Below are 24,337 nucleotides of genomic sequence, written 5' to 3' on the forward strand. Positions count from 1 at the left end.
TCGAGTCAGACAATCTCGTTTCATCGGCAACCAGATATCAAGGGAACACGCACCATGCAGTTTGGTTTGTCCGAAGAACAGGAAATGATCGTCTCGACTGTTCGCAGCTTTGTCGAGAACGAAATCTACCCGCATGAGGCCGAGGTTGAACGAACCGGCCAGGTCCCGAACGAGCTGGGCGAACAGATCAAACAAAAGTGCATCGATCTGGGGTTCTACGCCTGCAACTTCCCGGAAGAGGTTGGCGGCGCGGGTTTGTCGCATCTCGATTTCACGCTGGTCGAACGCGAGCTGGGTCGCGGCTCGATGGCGCTGACCCATTTCTTTGGCCGCCCGCAGAACATCCTGATGGCGTGTAACGATGAACAGCGCGAGCGTTACCTTCTGCCCGCCGTGCGCGGCGAAAAGATGGACGCGCTAGCGATGACCGAACCGGATGCGGGATCGGACGTGCGGGGGATGAAATGTCAGGCCGTGCGCGACGGCGGGGACTGGGTTGTCAACGGCTCAAAACACTTCATCTCGGGCGCGGAACACGCGGATTTCTTCATCGTCTTCATCGCCACCGGCGTCGACGAGACGCCGAAGGGGCCGAAAAAGCGGATCACTACGTTCCTTGTAGATCGCGGCACACCCGGCTTCGAGGTGCGCGAGGGATACAACTCGGTCAGTCATAAGGGTTACAAGAACTACATTCTGTATTTCGACAATTGCCGCCTGCCTGACGCGCAGGTGCTGGGCGAGGTGGATGGCGGCTTTGCCGTGATGAACGAATGGCTTTACGCAACCCGACTGACGGTTGCGGCCTTTTCGGTCGGGCGCGCGCGTCGCTGCTTTGACTATGCGCTGAACTACGCTGCCGAGCGCAAGCAATTCGGCCAGCCGATCGGCAAGTTTCAGGGTGTAGGCTTCCAGATCGCCGACATGATCACCGAGATCGATGCCGCCGATTGGCTGACCCTCTCTGCAGCGTGGCGTCTGGATGAAAATCTGCCCTCGAACCGAGAAATCGCGTCGGCCAAGCTCTACGCCTCGGAAATGCTGGCACGTGTCACCGACACAACGTTGCAGATATTTGGCGGTATGGGCCTGATGGATGACTTCCCCATCGAGCGTTTTTGGCGCGACGCGCGGGTCGAGCGCATCTGGGATGGCACCAGCGAAATTCAACGCCACATCATCAGCCGCGATCTTCTGCGTCCACTGGGCGCCTGACGATGAGCAAAGATCTCACCCGGCTGCTGCGGCCCAAATCCATCGCTGTGATTGGCGGTGGCGCGTGGTGTCAGCAAGTCATTCAGCAATCTGAACGCATGGGCTATGCGGGCCACATCTGGCCTGTGCATCCCAAGGCTGCTGATGTTGCGGGTCACAAGGTCTATGGCCGTCTGGAAGACCTGCCCGAGGCACCGGATGCGGTTTTCATCGGCATCAACCGGCACGCCACGATTGAGGCGGTTCAGCTATTGGCCAGCATGGGGGCCGGCGGTGCGGTGTGTTTCGCATCTGGCTTCTCGGAAGCAGCCGCAGAGGATGAAACCGGTGGCGACCTGCAACAGCAACTGATTTCCGCTGCAGGTGACATGCCTATTCTGGGGCCGAACTGCTATGGCTTCATCAATGCACTGGACGGAGCCTTGCTGTGGCCGGACCAGCATGGGGCTACGCCTGTCGATAAGGGCGTTGCGATCCTGACGCAAAGCTCGAACATCTCGATCAACCTGACCATGCAAAAACGTGCGCTGCCAATTGCTTATATGGTGGCCTGCGGGAACATGGCACAGACCAGTCAGGCCCGGATCGCTTCGGCTCTGTTAGACGACCCACGCGTCACTGCAGTTGGGCTGCATGTCGAAGGTTTCAAGGACATTCGTGAGTGGGAAGCTCTGGCTGCCAAAGCATACCGCAAAGGCATTCCGCTGGTAGCCCTCAAAGTCGGTGCGTCCGAGCAGGCACAGGCCGCAACCGTATCGCACACGGCTTCTTTGGCAGGCAGCGATGCAGGCGCGCAAGCCCTGCTTGAACGTCTCGGCATCCCGCGCCTGTCCGCCCTGCCCGATTTCCTTGAAACGCTAAAACTGCTGCATTGCTATGGCCCGCTGTCAGGCCGCAACATCGCCTCGATCAGTTGTTCTGGCGGTGAGGCCAGTCTGATCGCCGACATGGCCGTTGGTACAGGTCTGACTTTCCCATGTCTGTCCGATAAAAAGAAAACCCATCTGCGCGATGCGCTTGGCCCCATGGTCGCGCTGAACAATCCGCTGGATTACCATACCTATATCTGGCGTGACGAAGAGGCGATGGCGAACGCTTGGGCCGGGATGACCGACGATGACATTGACCTGACGGTCTCGATTGTCGACTACCCGAACACCGACACGACCGACTGGATCTGCGCCACGCGGGCGGCCCTGAGGGTGCGCGCTGAAACCGGCACTCGGTTCGCCATCGCAGCTACGCTGCCCGAGCTTTTGCCCGAAGACGTCGCGCAAGAGCTCATGGACGGAGGAGTCGTGCCTTTCATGGGGCTGGCCGAAGCGCTCTCCGCCATTCGCGCGGCAGGGCAGATCGCAGCACCCTCGGCAATCCCCGTTTGGCTGCCGGGCACAACCGAGGCCAACCGGACGCTCACCGAAGGTGAATCCAAAAAGGCTCTGGCCCAATGCGGTCTGCGCATCCCGCAGAACCGCACGATCGGTGGGCCAGACGAGGCACGTGCAGCGGCGCAGGAAATGGATGCACCTTTCGCGGTCAAAGGCGTTGGTCTTGCACATAAGTCCGAGCATGCCGCCGTTCGGCTGGGCGTTCAGGCCGAGGACGTCGCTGAGGTTGCAGCCGAGATCGGTACGAGCGAGATACTGATCGAAGAAATGATTGCTGGAACGGTCGCCGAACTGCTTATCGGGGTGGTCCGCGATCCGGCGCATGGATTTGTGCTGACTCTGGGTGCCGGTGGCGTCCTGACCGAAGTGCTGCGTGATACCGCATCGCTGCTGCTGCCCTGTACCTCCGATGAAATCCGAACCGCCCTTGGCAAACTGAAGATCGCGCCGCTTTTGGCGGGCTATCGCGGCCAACCGGCGGCTGATATGGATGCGATCATCACCGCGATTGAGGCCGTTCAGGCCTATGTCATGCAAAATGCCGACACGCTTGGCGAGGTTGAGATTAACCCGCTCCTCTGCACGCCCGACAAGGCGGTGGCCGTGGACGCCCTTATCAGAAAGGCCTGAGAAATGGACCCGATCAAAACCCGCCGCGAAGGGGCGATCCTTGAGGTGACGCTGGACCGGCCCAAGGCCAATGCGATCGACCTGGTTACCAGCCGGATCATGGGCGATGTCTTTGCTGAATTCCGTGACGATCCTGAGTTGCGCGTGGTCATCCTGACTGGCGCAGGTGAGAAGTTCTTCTGCCCGGGATGGGATCTGAAAGCCGCCGCCGAAGGCGATGCTGTCGATGGGGACTACGGTGTTGGCGGCTTTGGCGGCCTGCAGGAACTGCGTGACCTGAACAAACCGGTCATCGCGGCCGTTAATGGCATCGCCTGCGGTGGCGGGTTGGAACTTGCTCTATCCGCAGACATGATCCTGGCCGCTGATCACGCCACTTTTGCGTTACCCGAGATCCGTTCAGGCACGGTGGCCGACGCGGCGAGTGTCAAACTGCCCAAGCGCATTCCCTATCACATCGCGATGGAGTTGCTGCTGACTGGCCGCTGGTTCGATGCCGAAGAGGCCAATCGTTGGGGGCTGGTGAATGAGATCATCGCGGTCGATCAATTGATGGATCGCGCCTGGGAACTGGCGCGCCTGCTCGCCTCGGGGCCGCCACTTGTCTATGCGGCGATCAAAGAGATCGTGCGTGACGCTGAAGATGCCAAGTTCCAAGACACCATGAACCGCATCACCAAGCGCCAGTTGCGCACGGTTGATGTGCTTTATGCAAGCGAAGACCAGTTGGAAGGCGCGAAGGCCTTTGCCGAAAAGCGCGACCCGGTCTGGAAGGGCAAGTAGCCCGCTCTAGCGCATGACAAACGGATCCGGGATCGGCTCATCGCTGGTCCGAAGCCAAACGGCTTTGACGGTTGTATAGTCCAGCGCGGCTTCGATCCCACCTTCGCGCCCGTGACCTGACAGCCCATGGCCCCCAAACGGCGCGATCGGGCTAACCGCACGATAGGTGTTCACCCAGACGATCCCCGCCCGAATGGCCCGGATCACGCGATGGGCGCGGGTGAGGTCTCGGGTAAACAGCCCGGAAGCCAGACCGTATTGCGTATCATTGGCAATAGCGATGGCCTCAGCCTCATCTTCGAAACTGATGACCGACAGCACAGGGCCAAAGAACTCATTGCTCAGGCAGGCCGCGTTTGGGGCGGCGTCACAATCCAGAATGGTTGGCGCGAAGTAATACCCGTCGCGATCCAGAGCCTGCCCCCCGGTCACCAGTTTCGCGCCCTGCTCAATTGATTGAGCAATCAACGCTTCGGCTCTGCCGCGTTGACGCGCGGTGCAAAGCGGTCCGACCTCGGTCTCCATCTTGTCCGGTGCGCCGATGACAATCGCTTTGGCTTTTTCTTTCAGGCGCGCCAGAAAGGCGTCCTTGATCCCGGCCTGTACCACAAGACGAGATCCTGAAACGCAGCTTTGCCCGGTCGCCGCAAACACCCCTGAGACCTGAGCGTTCACCGCACTTTCCAGATCGGCATCGTCAAATACGATGAATGGGGATTTGCCGCCCAGTTCCAGCGACGTCGAGGCCAGATTCTCTGCTGAATTGCGCACGATATGACGGGCCGTCTCAGGCCCACCTGTAAACGCCACATGCGCCACTTTGGGATGGCTTGTCAGCGTGGCGCCCACTTCGGGGCCGCCCGTGATGACACTCAGGACACCCTTGGGGAATCCGGCCTGATCGAAGATACGCGCAAATTCCAGCATCGGCGCAGGACCATCTTCGCTGGCTTTGAGGACCACTGTACAACCTGCAGCCAATGCAGGCCCAATTTTGACCGCCGACAGAAACAGCTGAGAATTCCATGGCACGACTGCCGCAACAACACCTACGGGTTCGCGCCGCAGCCAAACCTCCATATCCGGTTTGTCGATGGGCAGGTGTGCACCTTCGATCTTGTCGGCAAGCCCAGCATAATACCGATAATATTCAGCCACATAAGCGATCTGCGCGGTTGTTTCGCGGATGATCTTTCCGGTGTCGCGCGTTTCCAATTCCGCCAGTTGCGGCGCGTTCTCAGCAATCAGATCGGCGAGGCTCATCAGAAGCTTGCCCCGCGCGCTGGCCGTCATTTGTGCCCATTCAACCGAGACAAATGCTCGCTCAGCCGCATCCACCGCGCGGTTTACATCGTCAACGGTGGCGTCGGGCATCCGAGCCCACGGGTTGCCTGTCGCCGGGTCGATGCTATCGAAATGCCGAGCCGCGTCTTCGAACTGACCCCCGATATAGTGCTGGAAGCTTTGCATATGTATTTCCCTTAAGGTGATCAGGCAAATGCGGGCATCACATCATTGATAAACCGCTCAAGCGAGGCTTTTTTTCGCTCAAACGACATCGAGCTGTCGATCCAAAACGCATATTCATCATAGCCCAATGCCTCATACCCTTTCAGCCGTTCGATGACCTTATCAGGGGTACCGATCACGAGGTCACGCGCCATGGCCTCGGGGCTATAGAACGGGTGGGCGGTAATCTCTTCATCGGTAAGCGGCTCGATTAGTCCATGAGAGATTTCGCGCTGGTTCATGAACCACGCCCCGAAATAACAGTAGAACCGGTTCAGCTCGACAGCTCCTAATTGGGCGTCCTCATCGCTGTCTGCCACATAGGTGTGCTGCAGCAACATGATTTTCGGGCGTGGTTGGTCTGAATGTTTTACACAAGCCGCGTTGAACTTTTCCATCAGGTCCGAGATTTCAGCATCACCCTTCCACAACGGCGTCACCTGCACATTGCATCCCTGCGCAACCGCAAATTCGTGGCTGTTCGGATCACGAGCCGCAATCCAGATCGGAGGGCCTTCGGGCCTCAATGGAAGCGGTGCCGAGGTGGTTTTGGGAAACTGATAGAACTCTCCTTCATGCTCGTAATCGCCCTCCCAAAGCGCCTTCACAGCAGGCACAAGCTCGCGCATGCGCTGACCGGCTTCCCAGGCATCCATACCCGGCATCAGGCGCTCGTATTCAAAGGAATACGCCCCGCGCGCGATACCCACCTCAAGCCGTCCATCAGTGATGATGTCGGTCATCGCCGCCTCACCGGCCAGTCGGATCGGGTGCCAGAATGGTGCGATCACGGTCCCCGTCCCCAGCCGCACATTGTTGGTGTGACGCGCGACGTCCACCAAACTCAGAAACGGGTTTGGCGCGATGGTGAAATTCATACCATGATGTTCACCCGTCCAGATTGCATGCATCCCGCCCTGATCGGCGATCCTGCACAGCTCAACGAACTCATCATAGATCTTCTTCTGATCTTCATCCGCAGAAATGCGCTCCATATGAGCAAATAGCGAGAACTTCATCGCTCAACCCTCTGATGTGACAGGTCGGATGGTACCGCTGTCCTGATTACCAAAATACACCCCGAAATTCCCCATTCGGCTTTCAACTGCAAAACGCTGCAACATCGTGCGCACCACCGGGTCGGCCAAAGCAGCAAGCGTCTGTGCATCGAGGTCATGGAACGCGCCCTGCTCCGCAGCTTCCCCACTGGCCTGACACAAGAATGAGATATGCTGGGTTTCGCGCGTCTCGTCTTCGTAAACGGAATAGATGAACCCTGCCTCAGCCTCGACCCCATTGGTGTCGATCAATCGCCGAAGGGCTGCTGATGCACCGTCTTTGCCGACTTTGACTTCGGGCAAAGCGAACGAACCGCCTTCGGTCTCGACCAACAAGACCCTTCCCTGATGCGCAATCAGGGCCGAGACCATCAGGTTGGCGCGATTGTTCAACGCCTCGGCTTCTGCCGCTGGCGTGACATAAGCGCCCCGCGCATAGCCGAGGCCCGGATGGGTATTGTTCGCATAGGCTTCGACCTTGCCCATCAGGATCAGATGATCGCCTGCCTCAACGGTTTTGAACATCGAACAGTCAAACCAGGCCGAGACACCGTCAAAAATCGGTGCACCATGCGGTCCGGGCCGCCAATCAACCGCTGAAAAACGATCCTCGACCGGTCGGGCGAATGTGTTTGAAACCTCTTTTTGCGCCTCGGACAACACGTTGACGGCAAAGCCTCCCGCACCGGCAAAGGCGTGGTAGTTGCGTGATGTATTCGCAAGGCAGACCAGAACCAAAGGCGGATCAAGCGAGACCGAGGTGAACGAGTTCGCCGTGAACCCCAGCGGTCTGCCATCGGGGTCGTGTGTCGTAACCACGGTCACGCCCGTCATGAAAGCGCCAAACGCATTGCGCAGGTCGCGTGGATCAATCTCTGTCATCGTTTGCCTCCCACCTAAGCCAGTCTTTCAGGGCCGCATTCACCTGCTCCGGAGCGGTTAGGTTGACCAGATGCCGATGTCCTTCGATGACCACTGATTGCCCCATGGGGGCGGCTGCGGCCATGTTATCAGACATTTCAAGCGTCGAATTCAGGTCTCCATCCCCGGTGATCGCAAGAAATGGGCAAGCGATGTCGCCCAAACGGTCGGCATAGGTCCGATCCCCGCGCGCAAATGCGCTGTAGGCCGTTGCATAACCAACTGGATCGACTTTAACCAACCAGCCTTCCACGTCCTTCCGCGCAGCCTGTTCTATCGGACTATTACCAAACCAGCGGTTCAGAGGTGTCTCAAGATCGAAACACCCGCTGCCAATCTGATCCGCGCGCGTTTCCACCGCTGCACGCGCCTCGGGGGATCGGAGATATACACCGTTCAACAGCGCCACCCGCTCGACAGCATCAGGATAGCTAACTGCGTAGCCTGCGGCGACAAGCGCACCCATGGAGTGACCGGCGAGACTTACGCGTCCAAGGTTCAAAGCTGCCAGAGCCGCCCAGAGCCATTCGACGAAGGCAGGCAGTTGCGCGCCCTCAGGCAATCGGGACGATCCTCCATGCCCCGGCATGTCCACAGCAATCACACGATGCGTTTCCGACAGCACATCAACCTGCGGCCCCCAGGCCGCGGATTGCATCCCGACCCCGTGGATCAACACCACCGGTTTTCCGCACCCCGCTTCACGATAGCTTAGCGTTCCGTAGGGTTCAGACAGCTGCAGGGTTGTCAACGTCATGGCCCAACTCTTTCAGGTCTTGATAGCGATCACCGACCCGGTGATGCGGACGCCCACCGACCGAGGCACCAAGCGCCACCACGATCTCATCCGGTGCCGGCGCGTCCGCAACAGACAACTGAATAGTCAGATAGTGACTGCGCCGACCGCCATCGTTCTTGTCCATCAGCGGTATCTGCAGCGGCGCATTGGCCGGACCGCGTGTGTTGGTGAACGCAAGATAGGATTTAGCGCCTACCGCCTCGCGATAATGGTTCCCGAACCGAAGCGTATGGATCAACGCCGAGGCATGCTCAACTTCACCATTCACACCAACTATGGCGGATTTTCCGTAGCCCTCAACCTTGTCGCCCCCTCCGGCGGCGTCCAACACCATCTCAGTCAGCAGCTTGCCCAGTCCCGGCGCGCAATCGCTGATCTCAGGCCTCAGATTCTCGACGAAACCCCGACCTGCCCACGGATTTCGGATAACCGAGACGGCTGCGATCATCTTCAAGGGGCGCTCAGCCACCCTGCCCCCTTCGATCAGAGTGTTTTCAACATGAAGAAGCGTTTTTCGGATTTCGGCTGGCATGGCTGCACCCTATGGTTCGATTCTCGATTTGATTTATGGTATACCATAATACCATCAGTCAATCCCATTGCGCCGAAACACCCTCATTGATATCACCGCAGCTATGACCACACCCGCGCTTTCCAGAATAGAACAACCGCCCTTGACCCTGCGGGACATCGTGCAGGAACGTATGCGGGACGCGATCATCGAAGGGCATTTCAAACCGGGAGAGCGGCTAGTCGAACGACCATTGTGCGATCAGCTTGGTGTCAGCCGCACCGTTGTGCGCGAAACGATCCGCTATCTCGAAGCCGAAGGTCTGGTTGAAATCCTGCCCGGGCGCGGACCAATCGTGGCGCTTATGAACTGGAATGATGCGCAGCAAATCTACGAGATCCGACGGATGCTGGAGACGGCGGCAGCTCGAAAATGCGCCAAAAACATAACTGACGAGCGCGCGATGCGCCTTCGGAGTGCGCTCGACCAGCTCAAGCATCAGTTTACCGACAAAACACCCGGTGGGCTATTTCGCGCCACGGCGGGATTTTACGCCGAGATATTTCAGGGCGCGGGCGACTATATCGCGTGGGAGATCGTGCAACGCCTCAACGGCCGCATCAGCCGGTTGCGCATGATGACCCTCTCTTCGACTGAACGCAGCCGCCCGGGGCCCGAGCATATGCAGGCGATTTGCGATGCGATTATCTCAGGCGATGCGGAAAAAGCCGCAGCGGCGGTTGAGAGACATCTGGATGACACCACCGCGATTGCCGAAAGACTACTGGCCGAACACGCCGATTAATCGCCTCTCATTTCAGATCTTATGTCCAGATCTGTCGTTTCTTGGTAATGTCTCACAATGATCTGTGAGTTTGGTGAGTTCAGAATCGATCTTCTGCGTCAGGAACTTCTGCGCGACGGATCGGTTGTCGATGTAGAACCGCTGGCGTTCCAGCTCATCGCCCTTTTGGCCAAGAACCAAGACCGCCTCGTAACAAAAGACGAGCTGTTTGCCACCTTGTGGGGCAATCGGATCGTGTCCGAGGCTGCCTTGTCCACTTGCATCAAATCGGCGCGGCGCGCTGTCGAAGATACCGGGGATCGGCAAGCAGTTATCAAAACAGTTCATGGCAAAGGGCTGCGGTGGACGGCCCCGCTGCAGATCATTGATTGCGAGGCAACGCCCGCATCCGTAGTGCCGCAGGATCTGGACGTGCAGGACACCGAATGGATCGAAGCCGCGACACGGCCCACAATCGCCATTCTTCCCTTCGATAACATCGGTGCGGACGGCACGGCCAAAACGCTCAGCGCCGCGATACCACACGAACTCATCGCATCCATTTCTCGGTTGCGCTGGATTGCCGTGATCGCGCGCGGGTCATCGTTTCGCTTCCATTCAAAGTCCGGTGAGATCGGAGAAATCCGCAAGAGTCTCGGGGCCCGATATTGCCTGACCGGCAGTGTCGAAGTGATGGGCCCTCGGGTCGCTATCAGCGTCATGCTGTCCAGTACCGCAGATGGCGAAGTGATTTGGGCCGACCGTTTCAATTCCCGCCTCGATGATGTGCACGAGGTGCGCGAGCAGATCATTTCTCATGTCGTCTTCGCCATCGAGGTTCAGATCCCGCTGAGCGAGGCGTCAAAGGCACGCCTCCGATCGCCCGAAAATATCGATGCCTGGGCAACCTATCATCTGGGCTTGCAATCCCTCTATCGCTTTGACGCCAATGAAAATGACCGGGCGATTGCCTTATTCGAAAAGGCGATCGCATTGGAACCCGAATTTGCTCGGGCGCACGGGGCGTTGTCTTTCGCTCATTTCAAAACAGCCTTCATGCACTATTCAGACAGTCGCGCCGAACCGATGAAGCTCGCGCGGGCCGAAGCCGAACGTGCCGTCGACCTGGACCCGATGGACCCGTTTGCAAATTTCAACATGGGCCGCGCCCTCTGGTTGGTGGGTGATCTGGACAGCGCCAAAATCTGGCTGGACCGCTCCACCGCGCTCAGCCCGAATTTTGCGCAAGGCATCTACGCCCGCGCCTGGACCGAAACGGTATCCGGCGCCAGTGGCATCGGTCGGCGTCTATCGGACGACGCCCGCGCGCTCAGCCCGCTTGATCCACTACTCTATGCGATGCTGGGAACACGCGCGATGAGCCTGGCGATGGAAGGTCGCGATAGCGAAGCCGCGGATTGGGCAGTACGGGCTGCAAATGCGCCGGGAGCGCATGATCTGATCAGCCTGATTGCGACGTTTACAAACGAACTGGCGGGCAACCAAACCGAGGCTGCCCAATGGGCAGATCGCGTGCGTGCCTCGCGCCAACGCATCACACAGGATCATTTCTTCCGGTCGTTCCCCTTTACCGACCCGGATACGCGTTCACGGTTTTCAGGCGCGTTGTCCCGGCAAGGTATTCCCCAAATCTGAGCCGAAAGAACCAATTTCACGCCGATTTACAGGGTTTCCTCAGAAACTCCTCAGGACTCGCGCCACCCATTGCGTCTAGTCTTGCGGCATTAGGGGCCCCTGATCCGGCCAAACCAACACTTCATGTAGGATAATACAATGACCGATCAAAAGCTTAGAACGACGCAAGGAAACGGGTGCGTTTTTGACAGCGTTCTGGATACCATCGGGAACACTCCCGTCATCCGCATCAACAATCTGGGCCCCGAAGGCGTCAATCTGTTTGTGAAATTCGAAGCATTCAATCCCGCCGGGTCGGTCAAGGATCGTCTGGCCGTTAACATCATCGAGGCTGCCGAACGCAGTGGCGCCCTGAAGCCGGGCCAGACCGTGGTCGAGGCCACAAGTGGCAATACCGGCATCGGGCTTGCCATGGTTTGCGCGCAAAAGGGTTATCCTCTGGTGGTGACTATGGCCGATAGTTTCTCGGTCGAGCGTCGTCGCCTGATGCGGATGCTGGGGGCGAAAGTGGTCCTGACCCCACGCGCCGAAAAGGGATTTGGCATGTACCGCAAAGCCGCCGAACTCGCCGAGGCGCATGGCTGGCTACTGGCGCGGCAGTTCGAGACGGAGGCCAATGCCGAGATTCACGCCGCAACCACCGCACAGGAGATTCTGAGCGATTTCAACGGTCAACCGCTGGACTACCTCGTGACCGGCTACGGGACTGGCGGTACAGTTACCGGCGTCGCCCGGGTGCTGCGCAAGGAACGGCCCGAGACCAAGATCATCCTCTCTGAGCCTGCCAATGCGCAACTGATTGGCAGCGGTATTGCCACTGACCGTGGGCAAGATGGTGATCCTCTGTCCAGCCACCCGGCTTTTGAGCCGCACCCGATCCAAGGCTGGACACCGGATTTCATACCGGCCGTTTTGCAGGAATCGATCGACAACAACTTCTTCGACGAATTGATTCCCGTCCCCGGCCCAACAGGCGTGGAATGGGCCCGGAAACTGGCCAGCCACGAGGGCATTCTGACGGGCATCTCAGGTGGGGCCACCTTCGCAATCGCCGTCGGCATTGCTGAAAAAGCCGATCCGGGCGCGAACATCCTGTGCATGCTGCCCGATACTGGCGAGCGTTACCTGAGCACACCCCTCTTTGAAGGAATAGCCGAAGAGATGACCGAGGAAGAGATCGCGATCTCGAACTCCACTCCCGGCTATCAGATGTCCTGAGATGGCTGATCCGTTCTTAGCACTGAGCGTGGCTTGCAACCGTGCCCTGGCCTACCGGCGATCTGTGCCAACGCGCCCTTGCCCGCCCGAGAAGAGCTTTGACGAGATGCTGGCCATCTTTGACGAACCTCTTCCCGAGCATGGCAAAGACGCCGAAGCCGTGATCAACGATCTCGCGGATCGCGGTGAACAGGGGCTTACCCAAATGGTCCACCCCAGGTTCTTTGGTTGGGTGTTGGGAGGCTCGGCTCCTGTGGGCGTTGCCGCAGACTGGCTGGTAAGCGCTTGGGGACAAAACTCTGCGTTCCATCGCTCTTCCCCCACCACTGCGGCGGTGGAACAGATCGCAGCTGGGTGGCTGTTGGACATTCTCGATCTGCCCCGCGACGCCGCTGTTGGATTTGTCACGGGCGGAACGGTTGGCAACTTCACGGCACTTGCCGCAGCGCGCGGAGCGGTTTTGCGCGCCCATGGCTGGGACCCGGATGAGGATGGGCTGTTCGGAGCACCTCCGATCACAGTGTATCTGGGTGATGATGCACATACATCGGTCATGTCGGCACTCGGATATCTCGGTCTTGGTCGGAACCGTGTCAAACGCATAAAGACCGACGCTGAGGGACGGATGGTCGCCGCTGACCTGGCGCAGCAAATGAGCGCGCAGACGGGGCCAGCGATCATCGTCACACAGGCCGGGCAGATCAACACCGGCGCGTTCGATCCGTTCGACCAGTTCGCAGACATTGCAGAACGATCAGGCGCATGGATCCATGTGGATGGCGCATTCGGCCTCTGGGCGCGCGCGCATCCCGAATATCGCGCGTTGACCGACGGCCTCGACCGCGCGAATTCCTGGAGCGTCGATGGTCATAAATGGCTGCAAACCCCATTTGACAGCGGCTATGCAATTGTTCGGGACAAAGACGCCTTGCAAAAGGCGATGCGGATCAGCGCAAGCTATCTGCCGCCCCAGGCTGAACATGAGCGCATCCCGTGTTTCCTGACCCCTGAACTGTCACGCCGCGCGCGCGGCCTGCCAACCTGGGCAGTGCTCAAATCGCTTGGCCGCGAAGGGGTTCAAGAGATGGTCGGGCGTCATTGCAAAACCGCCAAGCGCATTGCAGACCGTTTGCGACCGGTCGAAGGTATACACATCTTGAACGAGGTCGTCCTGAACCAGATCATCATCAGCTTTGGCAACGAAGAGGCGGAGTCAGAGACCCGCCGCAAAACGACCGAAGCCGTCATCGCAGGCATCTTGGAAAAAGGCAAAATCTTCGTCGGCGGCAGCCAATGGCGCGGGGATTGGGTAATGCGCCTATCGGTGATTTCCGACGCAACCGAGCTTGAAGCGGCGGATCAGATTGCTGATCATATTCTGGCCGTTTGGGCGGAAGTTCAACGCACTCTGGCGACATCTTCAAGCCCCGCCATTTAGCGTAGAGCCACTTGTTTCACACTGGATTTAACCGGTGTGAACGGCTTGATGCACCTCAACGATGTTACCTTCTGGGTCGTGAAAAAAGATCTGGTGCCATTCTTTGGCGAAGGCCGTCCCATAATCTGAATAGAGAATATTGTTAGCCTCAAGCACCGCTTTGAAGGCTTCGATATCGTCGGTTCGATACGCAATGTGGCCGCGTTCTACGGGGTTGATCGTCTCACCATGTTTGAAAGCTACATCCAGATTGCGCTCGGCCAGATGCATCTGCATTGCACCATCTGTCGCAAACCGGATTTTACCGTCATATCCCTTATCGTCCGTTGCCACCGGCCGCGGAAAATTCTCAATCGGGATGTCTTCAAGACCCAGCACATCGGTATAGAACTTGTGCAAACGTTCAACATCGTCGGAAACGTAGTTGATGTGATGGAATTCGAGCTTCATGGGCATAAACTTCTATTCGTAGCCCGACGCAAGAAACCTCATGAACCTCTTGCTTGCAAGCCTGCATCGGCGCAAATGCCCAGAATTCGACACGTGATTTCGACTATACCGACAGCAGCCTTCTCGTTAAGTCAGTTGGCCGGGATTTAAGTTGGATATTCGCGCATACTGAAATTAGTATTCAAAAACAATATTCTATGCAATTACTAAAAAATTAGTTTGACACCGTAGCAAAAAATCGCTGATGGTTGTGGGCATCCGGTTAGCGCCGGACAAGCAAAATATCTTGGGAGGAGACAGATGCGGAGACATCTACTTTCCGCAGTGGCGGCGGCTGCCGTCATTGCGGGGCACGGTCCCGTGTGGGCCGACGAAGCCGCAGCACAACGTTGGATCGACGACGAGTTCCAGCCATCGACGCTGTCGAAAGACGAGCAGATGGGTGAGATGAAGTGGTTCATTGAAGCTGCACAACCCTATTCGGGCATGGAAATCAACGTCCTGTCCGAAGGCATCCCGACGCATTCCTATGAATCCGAGGTCCTCGCCAAAGCGTTCGAAGAGATCACCGGCATCAAGGTCAATCACCAGATCCTCGGCGAAGGCGAAGTGGTTCAGGCGGTTCAGACTCAGATGCAGACCGGCCGGAACCTGTATGATGGCTATGTCAACGACAGTGACCTCATCGGCACACATTCGCGTCTGCAACTGGCCTATCCTCTGACTGACATGATGGGGGGCGACTGGGCGGCAACAACATCGCCAACGCTGGATTTGGATGACTTCATGGGCATCCAGTTCACCACCGGTCCTGACGGCAAGCTGTATCAGCTGCCGGACCAGCAGTTTGCGAACCTATACTGGTTCCGCAAGGACTGGTTCGATGACGAAGCCAACAAAGCCGCGTTCAAAGAGAAATACGGCTATGATCTGGGCGTTCCGGTCAACTGGTCGGCCTATGAAGACATCGCCGAGTTCTTCACCAATGATGTGAAAGAAGTCGATGGCGTCGCGATCTATGGCCACATGGACTACGGCAAGCGTGCGCCTGATCTGGGCTGGCGCATGACCGACGCCTGGCTGTCGATGGCCGGTGCTGGCGATAAGGGTGAACCGAACGGTGTTCCGGTCGACGAATGGGGCATCCGCATGGAAGCGGGCACCTGTAACCCTGTTGGTGCGTCCGTATCGCGCGGCGGTGCTGCAAACGGCCCGGCTGCGGTTTATGCGATCCGCAAGTGGGACGAATGGCTGCGGAACTATGCGCCTCCGGGTGCGGCGTCTTATGACTTCTACCAGTCGCTGCCGGCGCTCAGCCAGGGCAACGTGGCCCAGCAGATCTTCTGGTACACCGCCTTTACCGCCGACATGGTGAAGCCGAAGTCCGAAGGCAACAACACCGTGGATGACGAAGGCACGCCGCTGTGGCGAATGGCACCCAGCCCGCACGGCCCCTACTGGGAAGAAGGCCAGAAGGTCGGTTACCAGGACGTGGGCTCTTGGACGTTCCTGAAATCGACCCCCTCGGATCGTGCCCAGGCAGCTTGGCTCTATGCCCAATTCGTGACGTCCAAAACTGTTGATGTGAAGAAGTCCCATGTAGGTCTGACCTTCATTCGCGACAGCTCGGTCAACCACGAGTCGTTCACCGAACGCGCACCCAAGCTGGGTGGTCTGGTCGAGTTCTATCGCTCGCCTGACCGCGTGGCATGGTCGCCGACCGGCATCAACGTGCCGGACTATCCGAAGCTGGCCCAGATCTGGTGGCAGCAGATCGGTGACGTGAACTCGGGCGCCTTCACGCCGCAAGAGGCAATGGACCGTCTGGCCGAAGAGATGGACATCACCATGTCTCGCATGCAGGCTGCAGATGAAAGCGCCGGTGTCTATGGTGGCTGTGGCCCGCGCCTGAACGAAACCCAGGATCCTGCCTTCTGGCTGGAGAAAGAGGGTTCGCCCAAGGCCAAGCTTGAGAACGAAAAGCCGCAGGGCCAGACCGTCAACTATGACGAACTGGTGGCGCGCTGGCAGTCTCAGTAAACTGATGCAACCGGGGGTGCCGTCTGCGGCACCCCCACCCCAAGACCAGTGCCGCGCACTGAAGGACCGGAACTCACGGACATGATAGAACTTCAAGACGCGACCAAACGGGTCGGTAACGTCATCCATATCAAGCCCACTAACCTGAAGCTGCAAACCGGCCATTTCAATGTGCTGCTGGGTGCGACGGGATCGGGCAAGACCTCTCTGATCAAGATGATGGCCGGGCTGGACCCGATTGCTTCGGGTAAAGTCTTCATGGATGGGCAGGACGTCACAAGGCTGAACACTCAGAAACGGCAGATCAGCCTGGTGCACCAGTTCTTCGTGAACTACCCGCATATGACTGTTTTCGACAACATCGCCTCGCCGCTGCGCGTGGCAGGCATGGCCCAATCCGAGATCGAAGGCCGCGTCGAAGAAGCAGCCGACCTGCTGCAACTGCGCCCGATGCTGCAACGCCGCCCGCATGAGCTGTCGGGTGGGCAACAGCAACGGACCGCACTGGCCCGCGCCATCGCGAAAGAAAGCCGCGCGGTGTTTCTGGACGAGCCACTGGCAAACCTCGATTACAAGCTGCGCGAGGAACTGCGTGAGCAGCTGCCCGACCTGTTTGCCGGGCGCGGCGCCGTGGTTGTCTATGCGACCTCGGAACCGGAAGAAGCGCTGCTGCTGGGCGGCTATACCGCGCTAATGGAAGATGGCCGCGTCACGCAGTTCGGCCCCACGGCAGACATCTATCGCAACCCGGAAAACATCGCTGCAGCACGCGTGTTTTCGGACCCTCCGATTAACGTGGCGCACATCACCGTATCCGGTGCGCAGGCGCAACTGGCAGGCGGCGGTGGCTGGGCCGTCTCTGATATGGCCGATGGAGACTACATGGTCGCAGTGCGCCCGCATCGGGTCACGCCATTCCGTACCTCGGACGCTGACGTTGAGCTGACAGGCCGCGTGATCGTGACCGAGCTTTCGGGTTCAGATTCCAGCGCGCATTTCCGACACGGGTCGGATGACTGGGTATCCCTGGCCGCTGGCGTGCATCCCTACCAGGTTGGCGAAGATCACAGTTTCTATATGAACCCGGCACATTGCCGGTATTTCGGCCAAGACGGCCAAAGGGTCGCGTGACATGGCACAGATCAAGCTTTCAAACCTGCGACACAGCTACATGCCCGCGCCGAAAGGCCCCGAGGATTATGCGCTGAAAGAAGTTGACGTAACGTGGCGCGATGGCGGGGCCTATGCGTTGCTTGGCCCATCCGGCTGCGGCAAGTCGACGTTGCTGAACATCATCTCGGGGCTTCTGACCCCGTCCGAAGGGCAGATTCTGTTCGATGGTCAGGATGTGACCGCCCTCCCCCCCGATCAGCGCAACATCGCACAGGTGTTCCAGTTCCCGGTGATCTACGACACAATGACTGTGGGCGAGAACCTGGCTTTTCCGTTGAAGAATCGAGGTGTTGACGCAGCGCGGATAAAACAACGGGTCGATGAGATCGCCGAGATGCTGGACGTCACGGATATGCTGAATACCCGTGCCTCGGGTCTGAGCCCAGACAACAAGCAAAAGATCTCGATGGGTCGCGGACTGGTCCGCGACGATGTGAACGCGGTGATGTTTGACGAGCCGCTGACAGTGATCGACCCGCATCTGAAGTGGAAGCTGCGATCGAAGCTGAAAGAGCTGCACCAGCGCGTCAAAGCTACGATGATCTACGTGACTCACGACCAGACCGAGGCGCTGACATTTGCGGACGAAGTGGTCGTGATGCAGGAGGGCGAAGTGGTTCAGATCGGCACCCCAGTCGAGCTGTTCGAGCGGCCTCAGCACACATTCGTCGGACACTTCATTGGCTCGCCCGGCATGAACGTTCTGCCCTGTGAGACCCGAGGTGACCGAGCGGTGTTCGAAGGCCATGAGGTTATGCTGGAAGGCCCCACTCATGGCGACGGAGGCCGCACCGATCTGGGCATCCGCCCCGAATATGTGGGCTTTGGCGATACCGGCATCCCGGCGCATGTGACCAAAGTCTCGGACATTGGCCGTCATTTCGTAGTCAGCGCGATGGTCGGCAACACGGCTCTCAAAGCCGTGACCGAACACAGCGTGCCCGAGCCCGGATCACAGGTCTTCCTGCAATTCAAACCTGAACAATCCCGCGTCTATCGCGACGGCTGGATCGCAACCGAGGAGCGGGCGCAATGAGAACAGAAAACCAAAAGGCGTGGTTCTTTGTCCTGCCAGTGCTGGCACTGGTCGCGTTCAACGCGCTGGTGCCGATGATGACAGTGGTCAACTACTCGGTGCAGGAAACCTTCGGCAACAACCAGTTCTTCTGGGAAGGGCTAGGCTGGTTCGAACAAATCCTGCGTTCCGACCGGTTTCAGGCCGCATTGGGACGGCAATTCCTGTTTACTTTCCTCATCTTGCTGATCGAAGTTCCACTTGGCATCATCGTGGCCCTATCCATGCCCCGCAAAGGCTTCTGGGTGCCGGTCTGTCTGGTGCTGATGGCCCTTCCGATGCTGATCCCATGGAACGTGGTCGGTTCGATGTGGAACATCTTCACCCTGCCGAAAATCGGCCTGATGGGATATTTCCTGAATGACGTTATGGGCATCAACTATGACATGACGCAACAGCCTCTGTCCGCCTGGATCACGGTCATCGTCATGGATGTCTGGCACTGGACCTCGCTGGTTGTGCTGCTGTGCTATGCGGGTCTCGTGTCGATCCCGGATGCCTATTATCAGGCCGCCAAGATCGACGGTGCCAGCCCATGGTCGGTGTTCCGTTATATCCAGTTGCCCAAGATGAAAACCGTTCTGACCATCGCCGTTCTGCTGCGCTTCATGGACAGTTTCAATATCTATACCGAGCCCTTCGTTCTGACCGGCGGTGGCCCCGGCAACTCAACGACCTTGCTGTCGATCGACCTGGTGAAGATCGCGCTGGGACAGTTCGACCTTGGCCCTGCGGCCGCGATGAGCCTGATCTATTTCGCCATCACGCTGCTTGTGTCGTGGGTCTTCTACACTCTGATGACAAAGGATGACGCGCAATGAAGAAGCGGTCCCTTATCCCGATCCTCTATATCGCGTTCCTGATGCTGCCGATCTATTGGCTGGTGGCGATGTCCTTCAAGACCACGAACGAGATCCTGTCGGGCTTTTCCCTGTTTCCCCAGACCTTTACGCTGGAGAATTACATCACCATCTTCACTGATCCAACGTGGTACTGGGGTTACATCAACTCCATCCTCTATGTGACGCTGAACACGGTGCTTTCGGTCTGTGTCGCCCTGCCTGCGGCCTATGCGTTCTCGCGCTATCGGTTTCTGGGCGACAAACAACTGTTCTTCTGGCTGCTGACCAACCGGATGGCCCCGGCTGCGGTGTTCGCCTTGCCGTTCTTCCAGCTTTATTCCTCCATCGGGTTGTTCGACACCCATCTGGCGGTAGCACTGGCGCATACGCTGTTCAACGTGCCGCTGGCGGTGTGGATTTTGGAAGGCTTCATGCGCGGCATCCCGAAGGAGCTGGATGAAACAGCCTATGTGGACGGCTATTCCTTCCCGCGCTTCTTTGTGACGATCTTCCTGCCCAACATCAAAGCGGGCGTCGGCGTCGCGGCCTTCTTCTGCTTCATGTTCTCGTGGGTAGAAATGCTGCTGGCCAAAACCCTCACGGCGGTCGAGGCCAAACCCATCGCCGCCGTGATGACCCGGACGGCCTCTAGCGCTGGGTATGAGCTGGGCCTGTTGGCAGCCGCCGGTACGCTGACCATCATCCCCGGAGCCATCGTCATCTGGTTTGTCCGCAACTACATCGCGCGCGGTTTCGCGATGGGACGTGTGTGAGGTTCGATATGCGTAAACTCCTTCTCACCCTTCCTTTCCTGCCGACCATGGCTATGGCCCAACAGGCCGGATGGGGCAGTGTCGGCCAGCAAGAGGAAAAAGGCTTCTCGTGGACCGACCCCTTGTGGCCCGATTTCTGGATGGCCTGGACACCGGCTACGTTGGCTCTGTTCGTTGGCATCTTCTCGGCCATCGCGTTGATCGGCCTACTAGAGGGGTTCAAGTACCGCGACGGGATCGAACGGCGCGGGGTTCTGGGCCTGACGACCACGCTGGGCGACCGGCTATTCATCACCTTACTCGGTTCCGCTTACATCTTCCTCGCCTGGCTCGGCCTGGTCGGCCAACCTGTCTGGACACCCCTATTCTTGTCCATCGGTTGGGGGATTTTCGTTTTCTGGAAAGTTTAGGCTTTGCGAAACAGCGAAAGGATGCTTGTCTGGCAAGCATACTAAGAAATGGCGACACCGAGACCGATGCGAAAGAAAAAGACATCCAATCTGCTGACCGAAGTGGAACTGGAGTTCATGAATGAACTCTGGGCACTTGGTGAGGGCTCGGTCCGTGACGTTCTTGACCGCCTGCCGCCAGAACGCAATCTGGCTTATACATCCGGCGCGACCATCCTGCGTATTCTTGACGAAAAAGGCTTTGTCGAGAGTCGCAAGGACGGCAAGACGCTGATCTATAAGCCGCTTCTGGAAAAAGACAGGTATCAGACACGGTCGCTACAGAATCTGTCCCGTACATTGTTCGACGACACGCCCGCCACGTTGGTCGCGCGTCTTGTCGACGATGCCGGGCTGACAGAGACGGATCTTGAGGACATTCGGGCACTGGTAGAGAGGAGACTGCAAAATGACAGCAGTTAAGCCCGTACTCGACTTCTATCTCGAGCTGAATCTGGTGATGGTTCTGGCATTGTTGATTTGGTTGACGTCGCGCTACGCTTTGAAACGGACGTCCCTTCAATTCGCGTATTTTGCGCAGCTTCGCGTGTTCAAGATACTGCTTGTCTGCGTCGTGCTCAGCCCGCTGCTGGCGATCGGCCTGGCCGAATTGTTGCGCTTGGCCTTGCCTGACCGTCCTATCGCCCTTGGTGACATCGCGGTCGCGGCGTATCTGCGGGGTGACATCGCCCTGCCAGCCACCCAGTTCGAGAGCTTGCTCAACATACGGGAACGTTGGGCAGATAACGTACTAAGTGGCGGTTCTGTCTTATCCTTGATTGCGTTTGCTGCAATTGCCACCGGGGCAATTTTTCTCGCAGCGCGCGTGGCACATGCTGCATATCGAATTCGCGGAACCATAAACGCCAGTTTCCTCTGGCGACGTTCGTCGAAAGTCGACATTCGCCTGTCTGACCGTATATCGGTCCCTTTCGCAGTGCGGGGATTGCGCCGGAGGCACGTCGTCTTGCCCACGCACCTGCTCGATACGCCGGATGAGCTGCGATTTGCCATCGCGCATGAGTTCCAGCACGTCCGCGCTGGCGATGTAGAATGGCAACTGATGCTTGAGTTTTTGCGTCCGCTCATGTTCTGGAACCCCGCCTACATAGCGCTGAAATATGAGTTTGAACGTCTGCGTGAACTGGGTTGTGATCAATCCATCGTGGCGAGACGACGCTTGAACGCTTCGCACTACGCCAATTGCCTGTTGAACTATTGCGGTCGCATAGTGGCACGTGATCGATCCTACGTTCTGGACGTCGCATTGGTCAGTGGTGGCCGCGCCAAGCGCGTGTTGCGTCAGCGGGTACTGGCGCTGTCAGATGCGCCTCTTCTGCTTCGCCCGGCCAACACTCTGGTATTTGGTAGCACGCTGATATTCGCCGGGATACTGGCTTTCGGCTCAGTTTCAATGCGCCAGACCGACGACTGGAGCCATGACAGACTCATGCTATCGACCGTCGTCAATCTTGAGCGATTGGCCGAAAGAAATCAGGGCAATTAAGCCTGTCCATATTTGCGCCGTCTCAGAAAGCGGCGCAAAACCATGTTTGTGAGCAGGAAAAGAAGCGCAAGTCTGGAACATCATGCGCGCGCAAGACCTGGTCGAAGCGTGTGATCTGGCTCGAAACAAGCCAGAACCAGCTTCAATCCTAATGCACCTTTCGCGCTGTACGAAACAGCAACAGGAATACGAATACGGACCCGATTGAGGTGGTCACGATCCCAACAGGCAATTCCTGCGGAGCAAGTAACAGCCTGCTGAGGATATCCGAGCCAGTCAAAAGTGCAGCACCAACCAAGGCCGCCGTGGGCAGTAAATGGCGGTGCAGCGGGCCGGCAATTCCTCGGGCGATATGCGGCACCATCAAGCCGACAAAGCCGATCACGCCAGCCACCGAAACAAAGACGGCGGTCGCGAGGGCCGCGGTGAAGAACATGCTGAACCGCAAGCCCTGCACAGGCACGCCCAAAGTGGTTGCGGTCAGATCTCCTGTCAGCAAAGCATCCAGCCAGCGACTGCGGTAGAGTGAGTAGCTCAGGATCAGTATCAAGCCCGCGCAGACAAGCGGAAAAGTCTCCCAACGAGCGAGGCCCAACCCGCCCAGCATCCAGAAAATCACCGAATGCGCGGCACGACTATCGCCCGCGAAGATCAGATAGTTTGTAATGGCAGAGAACAGGAAAGACACCGCCAGCCCAGCCAGTATCAGCTTTTCGGGCGCGCTTGTCCGCAGCCCATGCACCAGCGCGAGCACGATACCCGACGCCACCAACCCTCCGCAGAACGCAGCCAATGGCAAAGTCCAGAAGCCCAGAATATCTCCGGTTACAGTGATGACGAAAACGGCCCCCGCTGCAGCACCTGAAGACAGGCCAAACAGAAATGGATCCGCCAGATCGTTGCGTGTGGTGGTCTGCAACACGACGCCAACGATACCCAGGCCCGCGCCGATCACCGCTGCAAACAATGCGCGTGGCAGGCGCAGGTCGAAGACGATCCGATGCATCGGAGACATCTCGCCTCCGGTCAGGCCGGTGCCCAGAAGGATCGCCTCGAATGTGTCCGTGATCGGAATCGAGGTGGTTCCATAGATAGTCGAGATCAGCAAAAGGGCAGCCAGAACGACCGCCCCCAGCAAGAGAATCAGGCCCAATCGGCCCATATCAGTTGAGATCCGGATGCATGGCCTTGGCCATTTTCGAGATCGCAGCAATATTCGCCGGTCCCGGAGTGAGCTCTTCATAGCGCAGGCCGATCCAGCGTTCGTTCTTGACGGCATCTGTCTGCGACATCACAGGGTGTTCCTGCAGGAACTTGAAGGTATCTGCCGCGCCATTGCCGGTCTGATAATCCAGTAGCACCAGAAATTCAGGGTTGGCTGCGGCAACCGCTTCCCAAGAGGTACGGCCCCAGCTTGTATCCATGTCGTGCGTAACGCTTTCTCCTCCAGCCGCTGCGATCATGGCGTCAGGAATGGCGAACTTACCCGCCGTAAAGGGCGCATCAGCAGGGCCGTCCAACAGGAACACGCGTGGTTTGGCCAGATCAGCGGTCCGAGCTTCGATTGCTGTCAACTCGTCTTTCCAGCCCGACACAAGCGCTTCGGCCTTGTCCTCGACATGCATGACCTTGCCCAGACGCAAAACATCGTCGAACAGCAGGTTCATGCTGGCTTCGGGGCGATCCTTGTTCAGATGGACGCAGCTTTCGGTCAGGATCATAGTCCTGATGCCGAATGGCTCCAGTGTGTCGGGGGTCACATCTCCGCCCGGCTTCATACCGTAATACCAACCGGCAAAGAACAGGTCAGGTTCGACCGCAACAAGATTTTCGACAGTCGGGTATTTCGGCGCGAGTTCAGGGATATCGCCGCGCAGCGTGTCGAACTCGGGGCTGGTCTTATACCATCCGGTGATGCCGGTCAGACCGACGATCTTGTCCTGCAGACCCAGCGCAAAGGCCATGTCGGTCATATTCATATCATGCACGACCAGACGTTCTGGCGCGGCATCAAAGACAAGCGGTTCGCCGCAATTGTCAACCGTCACCTCTTGCGCAGCGGCGCCGCTTGCCATGGCAGTGACCAGCGCCACGGACCAGATTTGCTTCATTGATAGT

General features: G+C 58.2%; 23 protein-coding genes. 15 read left to right on the forward strand and 8 right to left on the reverse strand.

Going from position 1 to position 24,337, the window contains the following annotated elements; genetic code table 11:
- The first annotated feature begins 54 nt into the window (after window positions 1-54).
- Genes ACR0AZ_RS10510 through ACR0AZ_RS10520 form a run of 3 tightly spaced genes read left to right on the forward strand, consistent with a single transcriptional unit; the run spans window position 55 to window position 4,016 of the window.
- Complete coding sequence (locus tag ACR0AZ_RS10510; RefSeq protein ID WP_480667393.1) at window positions 55-1,215, forward strand: acyl-CoA dehydrogenase family protein; 1,161 nt, start codon at window positions 55-57, stop codon at window positions 1,213-1,215.
- Between the two features lie 2 nt (window positions 1,216-1,217).
- On the forward strand, window positions 1,218-3,233 hold the full coding sequence (locus ACR0AZ_RS10515) for an acetate--CoA ligase family protein (protein ID WP_480667394.1): 2,016 nt from the start codon (window positions 1,218-1,220) through the stop codon (window positions 3,231-3,233).
- Between the two features lie 3 nt (window positions 3,234-3,236).
- Entirely contained in the window at window positions 3,237-4,016 is a 780-nt protein-coding gene (locus ACR0AZ_RS10520; protein ID WP_480658796.1) for a carnitinyl-CoA dehydratase, read from the forward strand.
- 6 nt (window positions 4,017-4,022) lie between these two features.
- Here ACR0AZ_RS10520 and ACR0AZ_RS10525 read toward each other — a convergent pair whose 3' ends face one another.
- From ACR0AZ_RS10525 to ACR0AZ_RS10545, 5 genes are read right to left on the reverse strand one after another with little or no spacing between them, the layout of a single operon-like run.
- Window positions 4,023-5,486, reverse strand: coding sequence for an aldehyde dehydrogenase (locus ACR0AZ_RS10525; RefSeq protein WP_480658797.1), 1,464 nt, complete (start codon window positions 5,484-5,486; stop codon window positions 4,023-4,025).
- Window positions 5,487-5,506: 20 nt separating this feature from the next.
- Complete coding sequence (locus tag ACR0AZ_RS10530; protein WP_480667395.1) at window positions 5,507-6,544, reverse strand: LLM class flavin-dependent oxidoreductase; 1,038 nt, start codon at window positions 6,542-6,544, stop codon at window positions 5,507-5,509.
- 3 nt (window positions 6,545-6,547) lie between these two features.
- Entirely contained in the window at window positions 6,548-7,465 is a 918-nt protein-coding gene (locus ACR0AZ_RS10535) for a flavin reductase family protein (protein ID WP_480472592.1), read from the reverse strand.
- The gene (locus tag ACR0AZ_RS10540) at window positions 7,452-8,261 is read right to left on the reverse strand and encodes an alpha/beta fold hydrolase (RefSeq protein ID WP_480472590.1); all 810 of its coding nucleotides are present in this window, start codon (window positions 8,259-8,261) and stop codon (window positions 7,452-7,454) included. The genes ACR0AZ_RS10535 and ACR0AZ_RS10540 overlap by 14 nt, the downstream gene beginning before the upstream one ends.
- On the reverse strand, window positions 8,233-8,835 hold the full coding sequence (locus tag ACR0AZ_RS10545; RefSeq protein ID WP_480667396.1) for an amino acid synthesis family protein: 603 nt from the start codon (window positions 8,833-8,835) through the stop codon (window positions 8,233-8,235). Before ACR0AZ_RS10545 ends, ACR0AZ_RS10540 begins: the two co-directional genes overlap by 29 nt.
- 103 nt (window positions 8,836-8,938) lie before the next feature.
- Between ACR0AZ_RS10545 and ACR0AZ_RS10550 the strand changes: the two genes are divergently transcribed.
- The 4 genes from ACR0AZ_RS10550 to ACR0AZ_RS10565 all read left to right on the forward strand — a co-directional run bounded on the left by ACR0AZ_RS10550 (window position 8,939) and on the right by ACR0AZ_RS10565 (window position 13,910).
- Window positions 8,939-9,619: a GntR family transcriptional regulator gene (locus ACR0AZ_RS10550; protein ID WP_480472586.1), complete on the forward strand. Its 681-nt coding sequence runs from the start codon at window positions 8,939-8,941 to the stop codon at window positions 9,617-9,619.
- A gap of 57 nt (window positions 9,620-9,676) precedes the next feature.
- Window positions 9,677-11,254 (forward strand): winged helix-turn-helix domain-containing tetratricopeptide repeat protein, encoded by a 1,578-nt coding sequence (locus tag ACR0AZ_RS10555; protein ID WP_480472584.1) that lies wholly within the window; start codon window positions 9,677-9,679, stop codon window positions 11,252-11,254.
- A 138-nt stretch (window positions 11,255-11,392) separates the two neighbouring features.
- Complete coding sequence (gene cysK / locus ACR0AZ_RS10560; RefSeq protein ID WP_480472582.1) at window positions 11,393-12,472, forward strand: cysteine synthase A; 1,080 nt, start codon at window positions 11,393-11,395, stop codon at window positions 12,470-12,472.
- Window position 12,473: 1 nt separating this feature from the next.
- Entirely contained in the window at window positions 12,474-13,910 is a 1,437-nt protein-coding gene (locus ACR0AZ_RS10565) for a pyridoxal phosphate-dependent decarboxylase family protein (protein WP_480472580.1), read from the forward strand.
- 27 nt (window positions 13,911-13,937) lie between these two features.
- Here ACR0AZ_RS10565 and ACR0AZ_RS10570 read toward each other — a convergent pair whose 3' ends face one another.
- Window positions 13,938-14,360, reverse strand: a complete 423-nt coding sequence (locus ACR0AZ_RS10570) for a VOC family protein (protein ID WP_480472578.1) — start codon at window positions 14,358-14,360, stop codon at window positions 13,938-13,940.
- A gap of 300 nt (window positions 14,361-14,660) precedes the next feature.
- Here ACR0AZ_RS10570 and ACR0AZ_RS10575 point away from each other — a divergent pair, with 300 nt between their 5' ends.
- The 8 genes from ACR0AZ_RS10575 to ACR0AZ_RS10610 all read left to right on the forward strand — a co-directional run bounded on the left by ACR0AZ_RS10575 (window position 14,661) and on the right by ACR0AZ_RS10610 (window position 22,219).
- The gene (locus tag ACR0AZ_RS10575; RefSeq protein WP_480472576.1) at window positions 14,661-16,400 is read left to right on the forward strand and encodes an ABC transporter substrate-binding protein; all 1,740 of its coding nucleotides are present in this window, start codon (window positions 14,661-14,663) and stop codon (window positions 16,398-16,400) included.
- An 81-nt stretch (window positions 16,401-16,481) separates the two neighbouring features.
- Window positions 16,482-17,531 (forward strand): ABC transporter ATP-binding protein, encoded by a 1,050-nt coding sequence (locus ACR0AZ_RS10580; RefSeq protein WP_480472574.1) that lies wholly within the window; start codon window positions 16,482-16,484, stop codon window positions 17,529-17,531.
- A gap of 1 nt (window position 17,532) precedes the next feature.
- Complete coding sequence (locus ACR0AZ_RS10585; RefSeq protein WP_480472572.1) at window positions 17,533-18,609, forward strand: ABC transporter ATP-binding protein; 1,077 nt, start codon at window positions 17,533-17,535, stop codon at window positions 18,607-18,609.
- The gene (locus ACR0AZ_RS10590; protein WP_480472570.1) at window positions 18,606-19,469 is read left to right on the forward strand and encodes a carbohydrate ABC transporter permease; all 864 of its coding nucleotides are present in this window, start codon (window positions 18,606-18,608) and stop codon (window positions 19,467-19,469) included. Before ACR0AZ_RS10585 ends, ACR0AZ_RS10590 begins: the two co-directional genes overlap by 4 nt.
- Window positions 19,466-20,263, forward strand: a complete 798-nt coding sequence (locus tag ACR0AZ_RS10595) for a carbohydrate ABC transporter permease (protein ID WP_480472568.1) — start codon at window positions 19,466-19,468, stop codon at window positions 20,261-20,263. Before ACR0AZ_RS10590 ends, ACR0AZ_RS10595 begins: the two co-directional genes overlap by 4 nt.
- 8 nt (window positions 20,264-20,271) lie before the next feature.
- Window positions 20,272-20,673 carry a DUF2160 domain-containing protein gene (locus ACR0AZ_RS10600; protein WP_480472566.1) on the forward strand — a complete coding sequence of 134 codons (402 nt, stop codon included), beginning with the start codon at window positions 20,272-20,274 and terminating at the stop codon, window positions 20,671-20,673.
- 66 nt (window positions 20,674-20,739) lie between these two features.
- Window positions 20,740-21,135 carry a BlaI/MecI/CopY family transcriptional regulator gene (locus ACR0AZ_RS10605; protein WP_480472564.1) on the forward strand — a complete coding sequence of 132 codons (396 nt, stop codon included), beginning with the start codon at window positions 20,740-20,742 and terminating at the stop codon, window positions 21,133-21,135.
- Window positions 21,122-22,219 (forward strand): M56 family metallopeptidase, encoded by a 1,098-nt coding sequence (locus ACR0AZ_RS10610; RefSeq protein ID WP_480667398.1) that lies wholly within the window; start codon window positions 21,122-21,124, stop codon window positions 22,217-22,219. The genes ACR0AZ_RS10605 and ACR0AZ_RS10610 overlap by 14 nt, the downstream gene beginning before the upstream one ends.
- A 148-nt stretch (window positions 22,220-22,367) precedes the next feature.
- Here ACR0AZ_RS10610 and ACR0AZ_RS10615 read toward each other — a convergent pair whose 3' ends face one another.
- Complete coding sequence (locus tag ACR0AZ_RS10615; RefSeq protein WP_480472560.1) at window positions 22,368-23,381, reverse strand: FecCD family ABC transporter permease; 1,014 nt, start codon at window positions 23,379-23,381, stop codon at window positions 22,368-22,370.
- Between the two features lies 1 nt (window position 23,382).
- Window positions 23,383-24,330, reverse strand: coding sequence for an ABC transporter substrate-binding protein (locus ACR0AZ_RS10620; protein ID WP_480667399.1), 948 nt, complete (start codon window positions 24,328-24,330; stop codon window positions 23,383-23,385).
- Window positions 24,331-24,337: the final 7 nt, after the last annotated feature.

This window comes from Ruegeria sp. BE3 (genome assembly GCF_056538865.1).

What these genes read in the sequence shown, in the direction of transcription:
- ACR0AZ_RS10595 (WP_480472568.1), top strand. Translation starts at nt 19,466, where the DNA reads ATGAAGAAGCGGTCCCTTATCCCGATCCTCTATATCGCGTTCCTGATG.
- cysK (WP_480472582.1), top strand. Translation starts at nt 11,393, where the DNA reads ATGACCGATCAAAAGCTTAGAACGACGCAAGGAAACGGGTGCGTTTTT.
- ACR0AZ_RS10530 (WP_480667395.1), bottom strand. Translation starts at nt 6,544, where the DNA reads ATGAAGTTCTCGCTATTTGCTCATATGGAGCGCATTTCTGCGGATGAA.
- ACR0AZ_RS10585 (WP_480472572.1), top strand. Translation starts at nt 17,533, where the DNA reads ATGGCACAGATCAAGCTTTCAAACCTGCGACACAGCTACATGCCCGCG.
- ACR0AZ_RS10600 (WP_480472566.1), top strand. Translation starts at nt 20,272, where the DNA reads ATGCGTAAACTCCTTCTCACCCTTCCTTTCCTGCCGACCATGGCTATG.
- ACR0AZ_RS10565 (WP_480472580.1), top strand. Translation starts at nt 12,474, where the DNA reads ATGGCTGATCCGTTCTTAGCACTGAGCGTGGCTTGCAACCGTGCCCTG.
- ACR0AZ_RS10550 (WP_480472586.1), top strand. Translation starts at nt 8,939, where the DNA reads ATGACCACACCCGCGCTTTCCAGAATAGAACAACCGCCCTTGACCCTG.
- ACR0AZ_RS10545 (WP_480667396.1), bottom strand. Translation starts at nt 8,835, where the DNA reads ATGCCAGCCGAAATCCGAAAAACGCTTCTTCATGTTGAAAACACTCTG.
- ACR0AZ_RS10535 (WP_480472592.1), bottom strand. Translation starts at nt 7,465, where the DNA reads ATGACAGAGATTGATCCACGCGACCTGCGCAATGCGTTTGGCGCTTTC.
- ACR0AZ_RS10620 (WP_480667399.1), bottom strand. Translation starts at nt 24,330, where the DNA reads ATGAAGCAAATCTGGTCCGTGGCGCTGGTCACTGCCATGGCAAGCGGC.
- ACR0AZ_RS10540 (WP_480472590.1), bottom strand. Translation starts at nt 8,261, where the DNA reads ATGACGTTGACAACCCTGCAGCTGTCTGAACCCTACGGAACGCTAAGC.
- ACR0AZ_RS10515 (WP_480667394.1), top strand. Translation starts at nt 1,218, where the DNA reads ATGAGCAAAGATCTCACCCGGCTGCTGCGGCCCAAATCCATCGCTGTG.
- ACR0AZ_RS10520 (WP_480658796.1), top strand. Translation starts at nt 3,237, where the DNA reads ATGGACCCGATCAAAACCCGCCGCGAAGGGGCGATCCTTGAGGTGACG.
- ACR0AZ_RS10605 (WP_480472564.1), top strand. Translation starts at nt 20,740, where the DNA reads ATGCGAAAGAAAAAGACATCCAATCTGCTGACCGAAGTGGAACTGGAG.
- ACR0AZ_RS10525 (WP_480658797.1), bottom strand. Translation starts at nt 5,486, where the DNA reads ATGCAAAGCTTCCAGCACTATATCGGGGGTCAGTTCGAAGACGCGGCT.
- ACR0AZ_RS10580 (WP_480472574.1), top strand. Translation starts at nt 16,482, where the DNA reads ATGATAGAACTTCAAGACGCGACCAAACGGGTCGGTAACGTCATCCAT.
- ACR0AZ_RS10610 (WP_480667398.1), top strand. Translation starts at nt 21,122, where the DNA reads ATGACAGCAGTTAAGCCCGTACTCGACTTCTATCTCGAGCTGAATCTG.
- ACR0AZ_RS10615 (WP_480472560.1), bottom strand. Translation starts at nt 23,381, where the DNA reads ATGGGCCGATTGGGCCTGATTCTCTTGCTGGGGGCGGTCGTTCTGGCT.
- ACR0AZ_RS10575 (WP_480472576.1), top strand. Translation starts at nt 14,661, where the DNA reads ATGCGGAGACATCTACTTTCCGCAGTGGCGGCGGCTGCCGTCATTGCG.
- ACR0AZ_RS10590 (WP_480472570.1), top strand. Translation starts at nt 18,606, where the DNA reads ATGAGAACAGAAAACCAAAAGGCGTGGTTCTTTGTCCTGCCAGTGCTG.
- ACR0AZ_RS10570 (WP_480472578.1), bottom strand. Translation starts at nt 14,360, where the DNA reads ATGAAGCTCGAATTCCATCACATCAACTACGTTTCCGACGATGTTGAA.
- ACR0AZ_RS10510 (WP_480667393.1), top strand. Translation starts at nt 55, where the DNA reads ATGCAGTTTGGTTTGTCCGAAGAACAGGAAATGATCGTCTCGACTGTT.
- ACR0AZ_RS10555 (WP_480472584.1), top strand. Translation starts at nt 9,677, where the DNA reads ATGATCTGTGAGTTTGGTGAGTTCAGAATCGATCTTCTGCGTCAGGAA.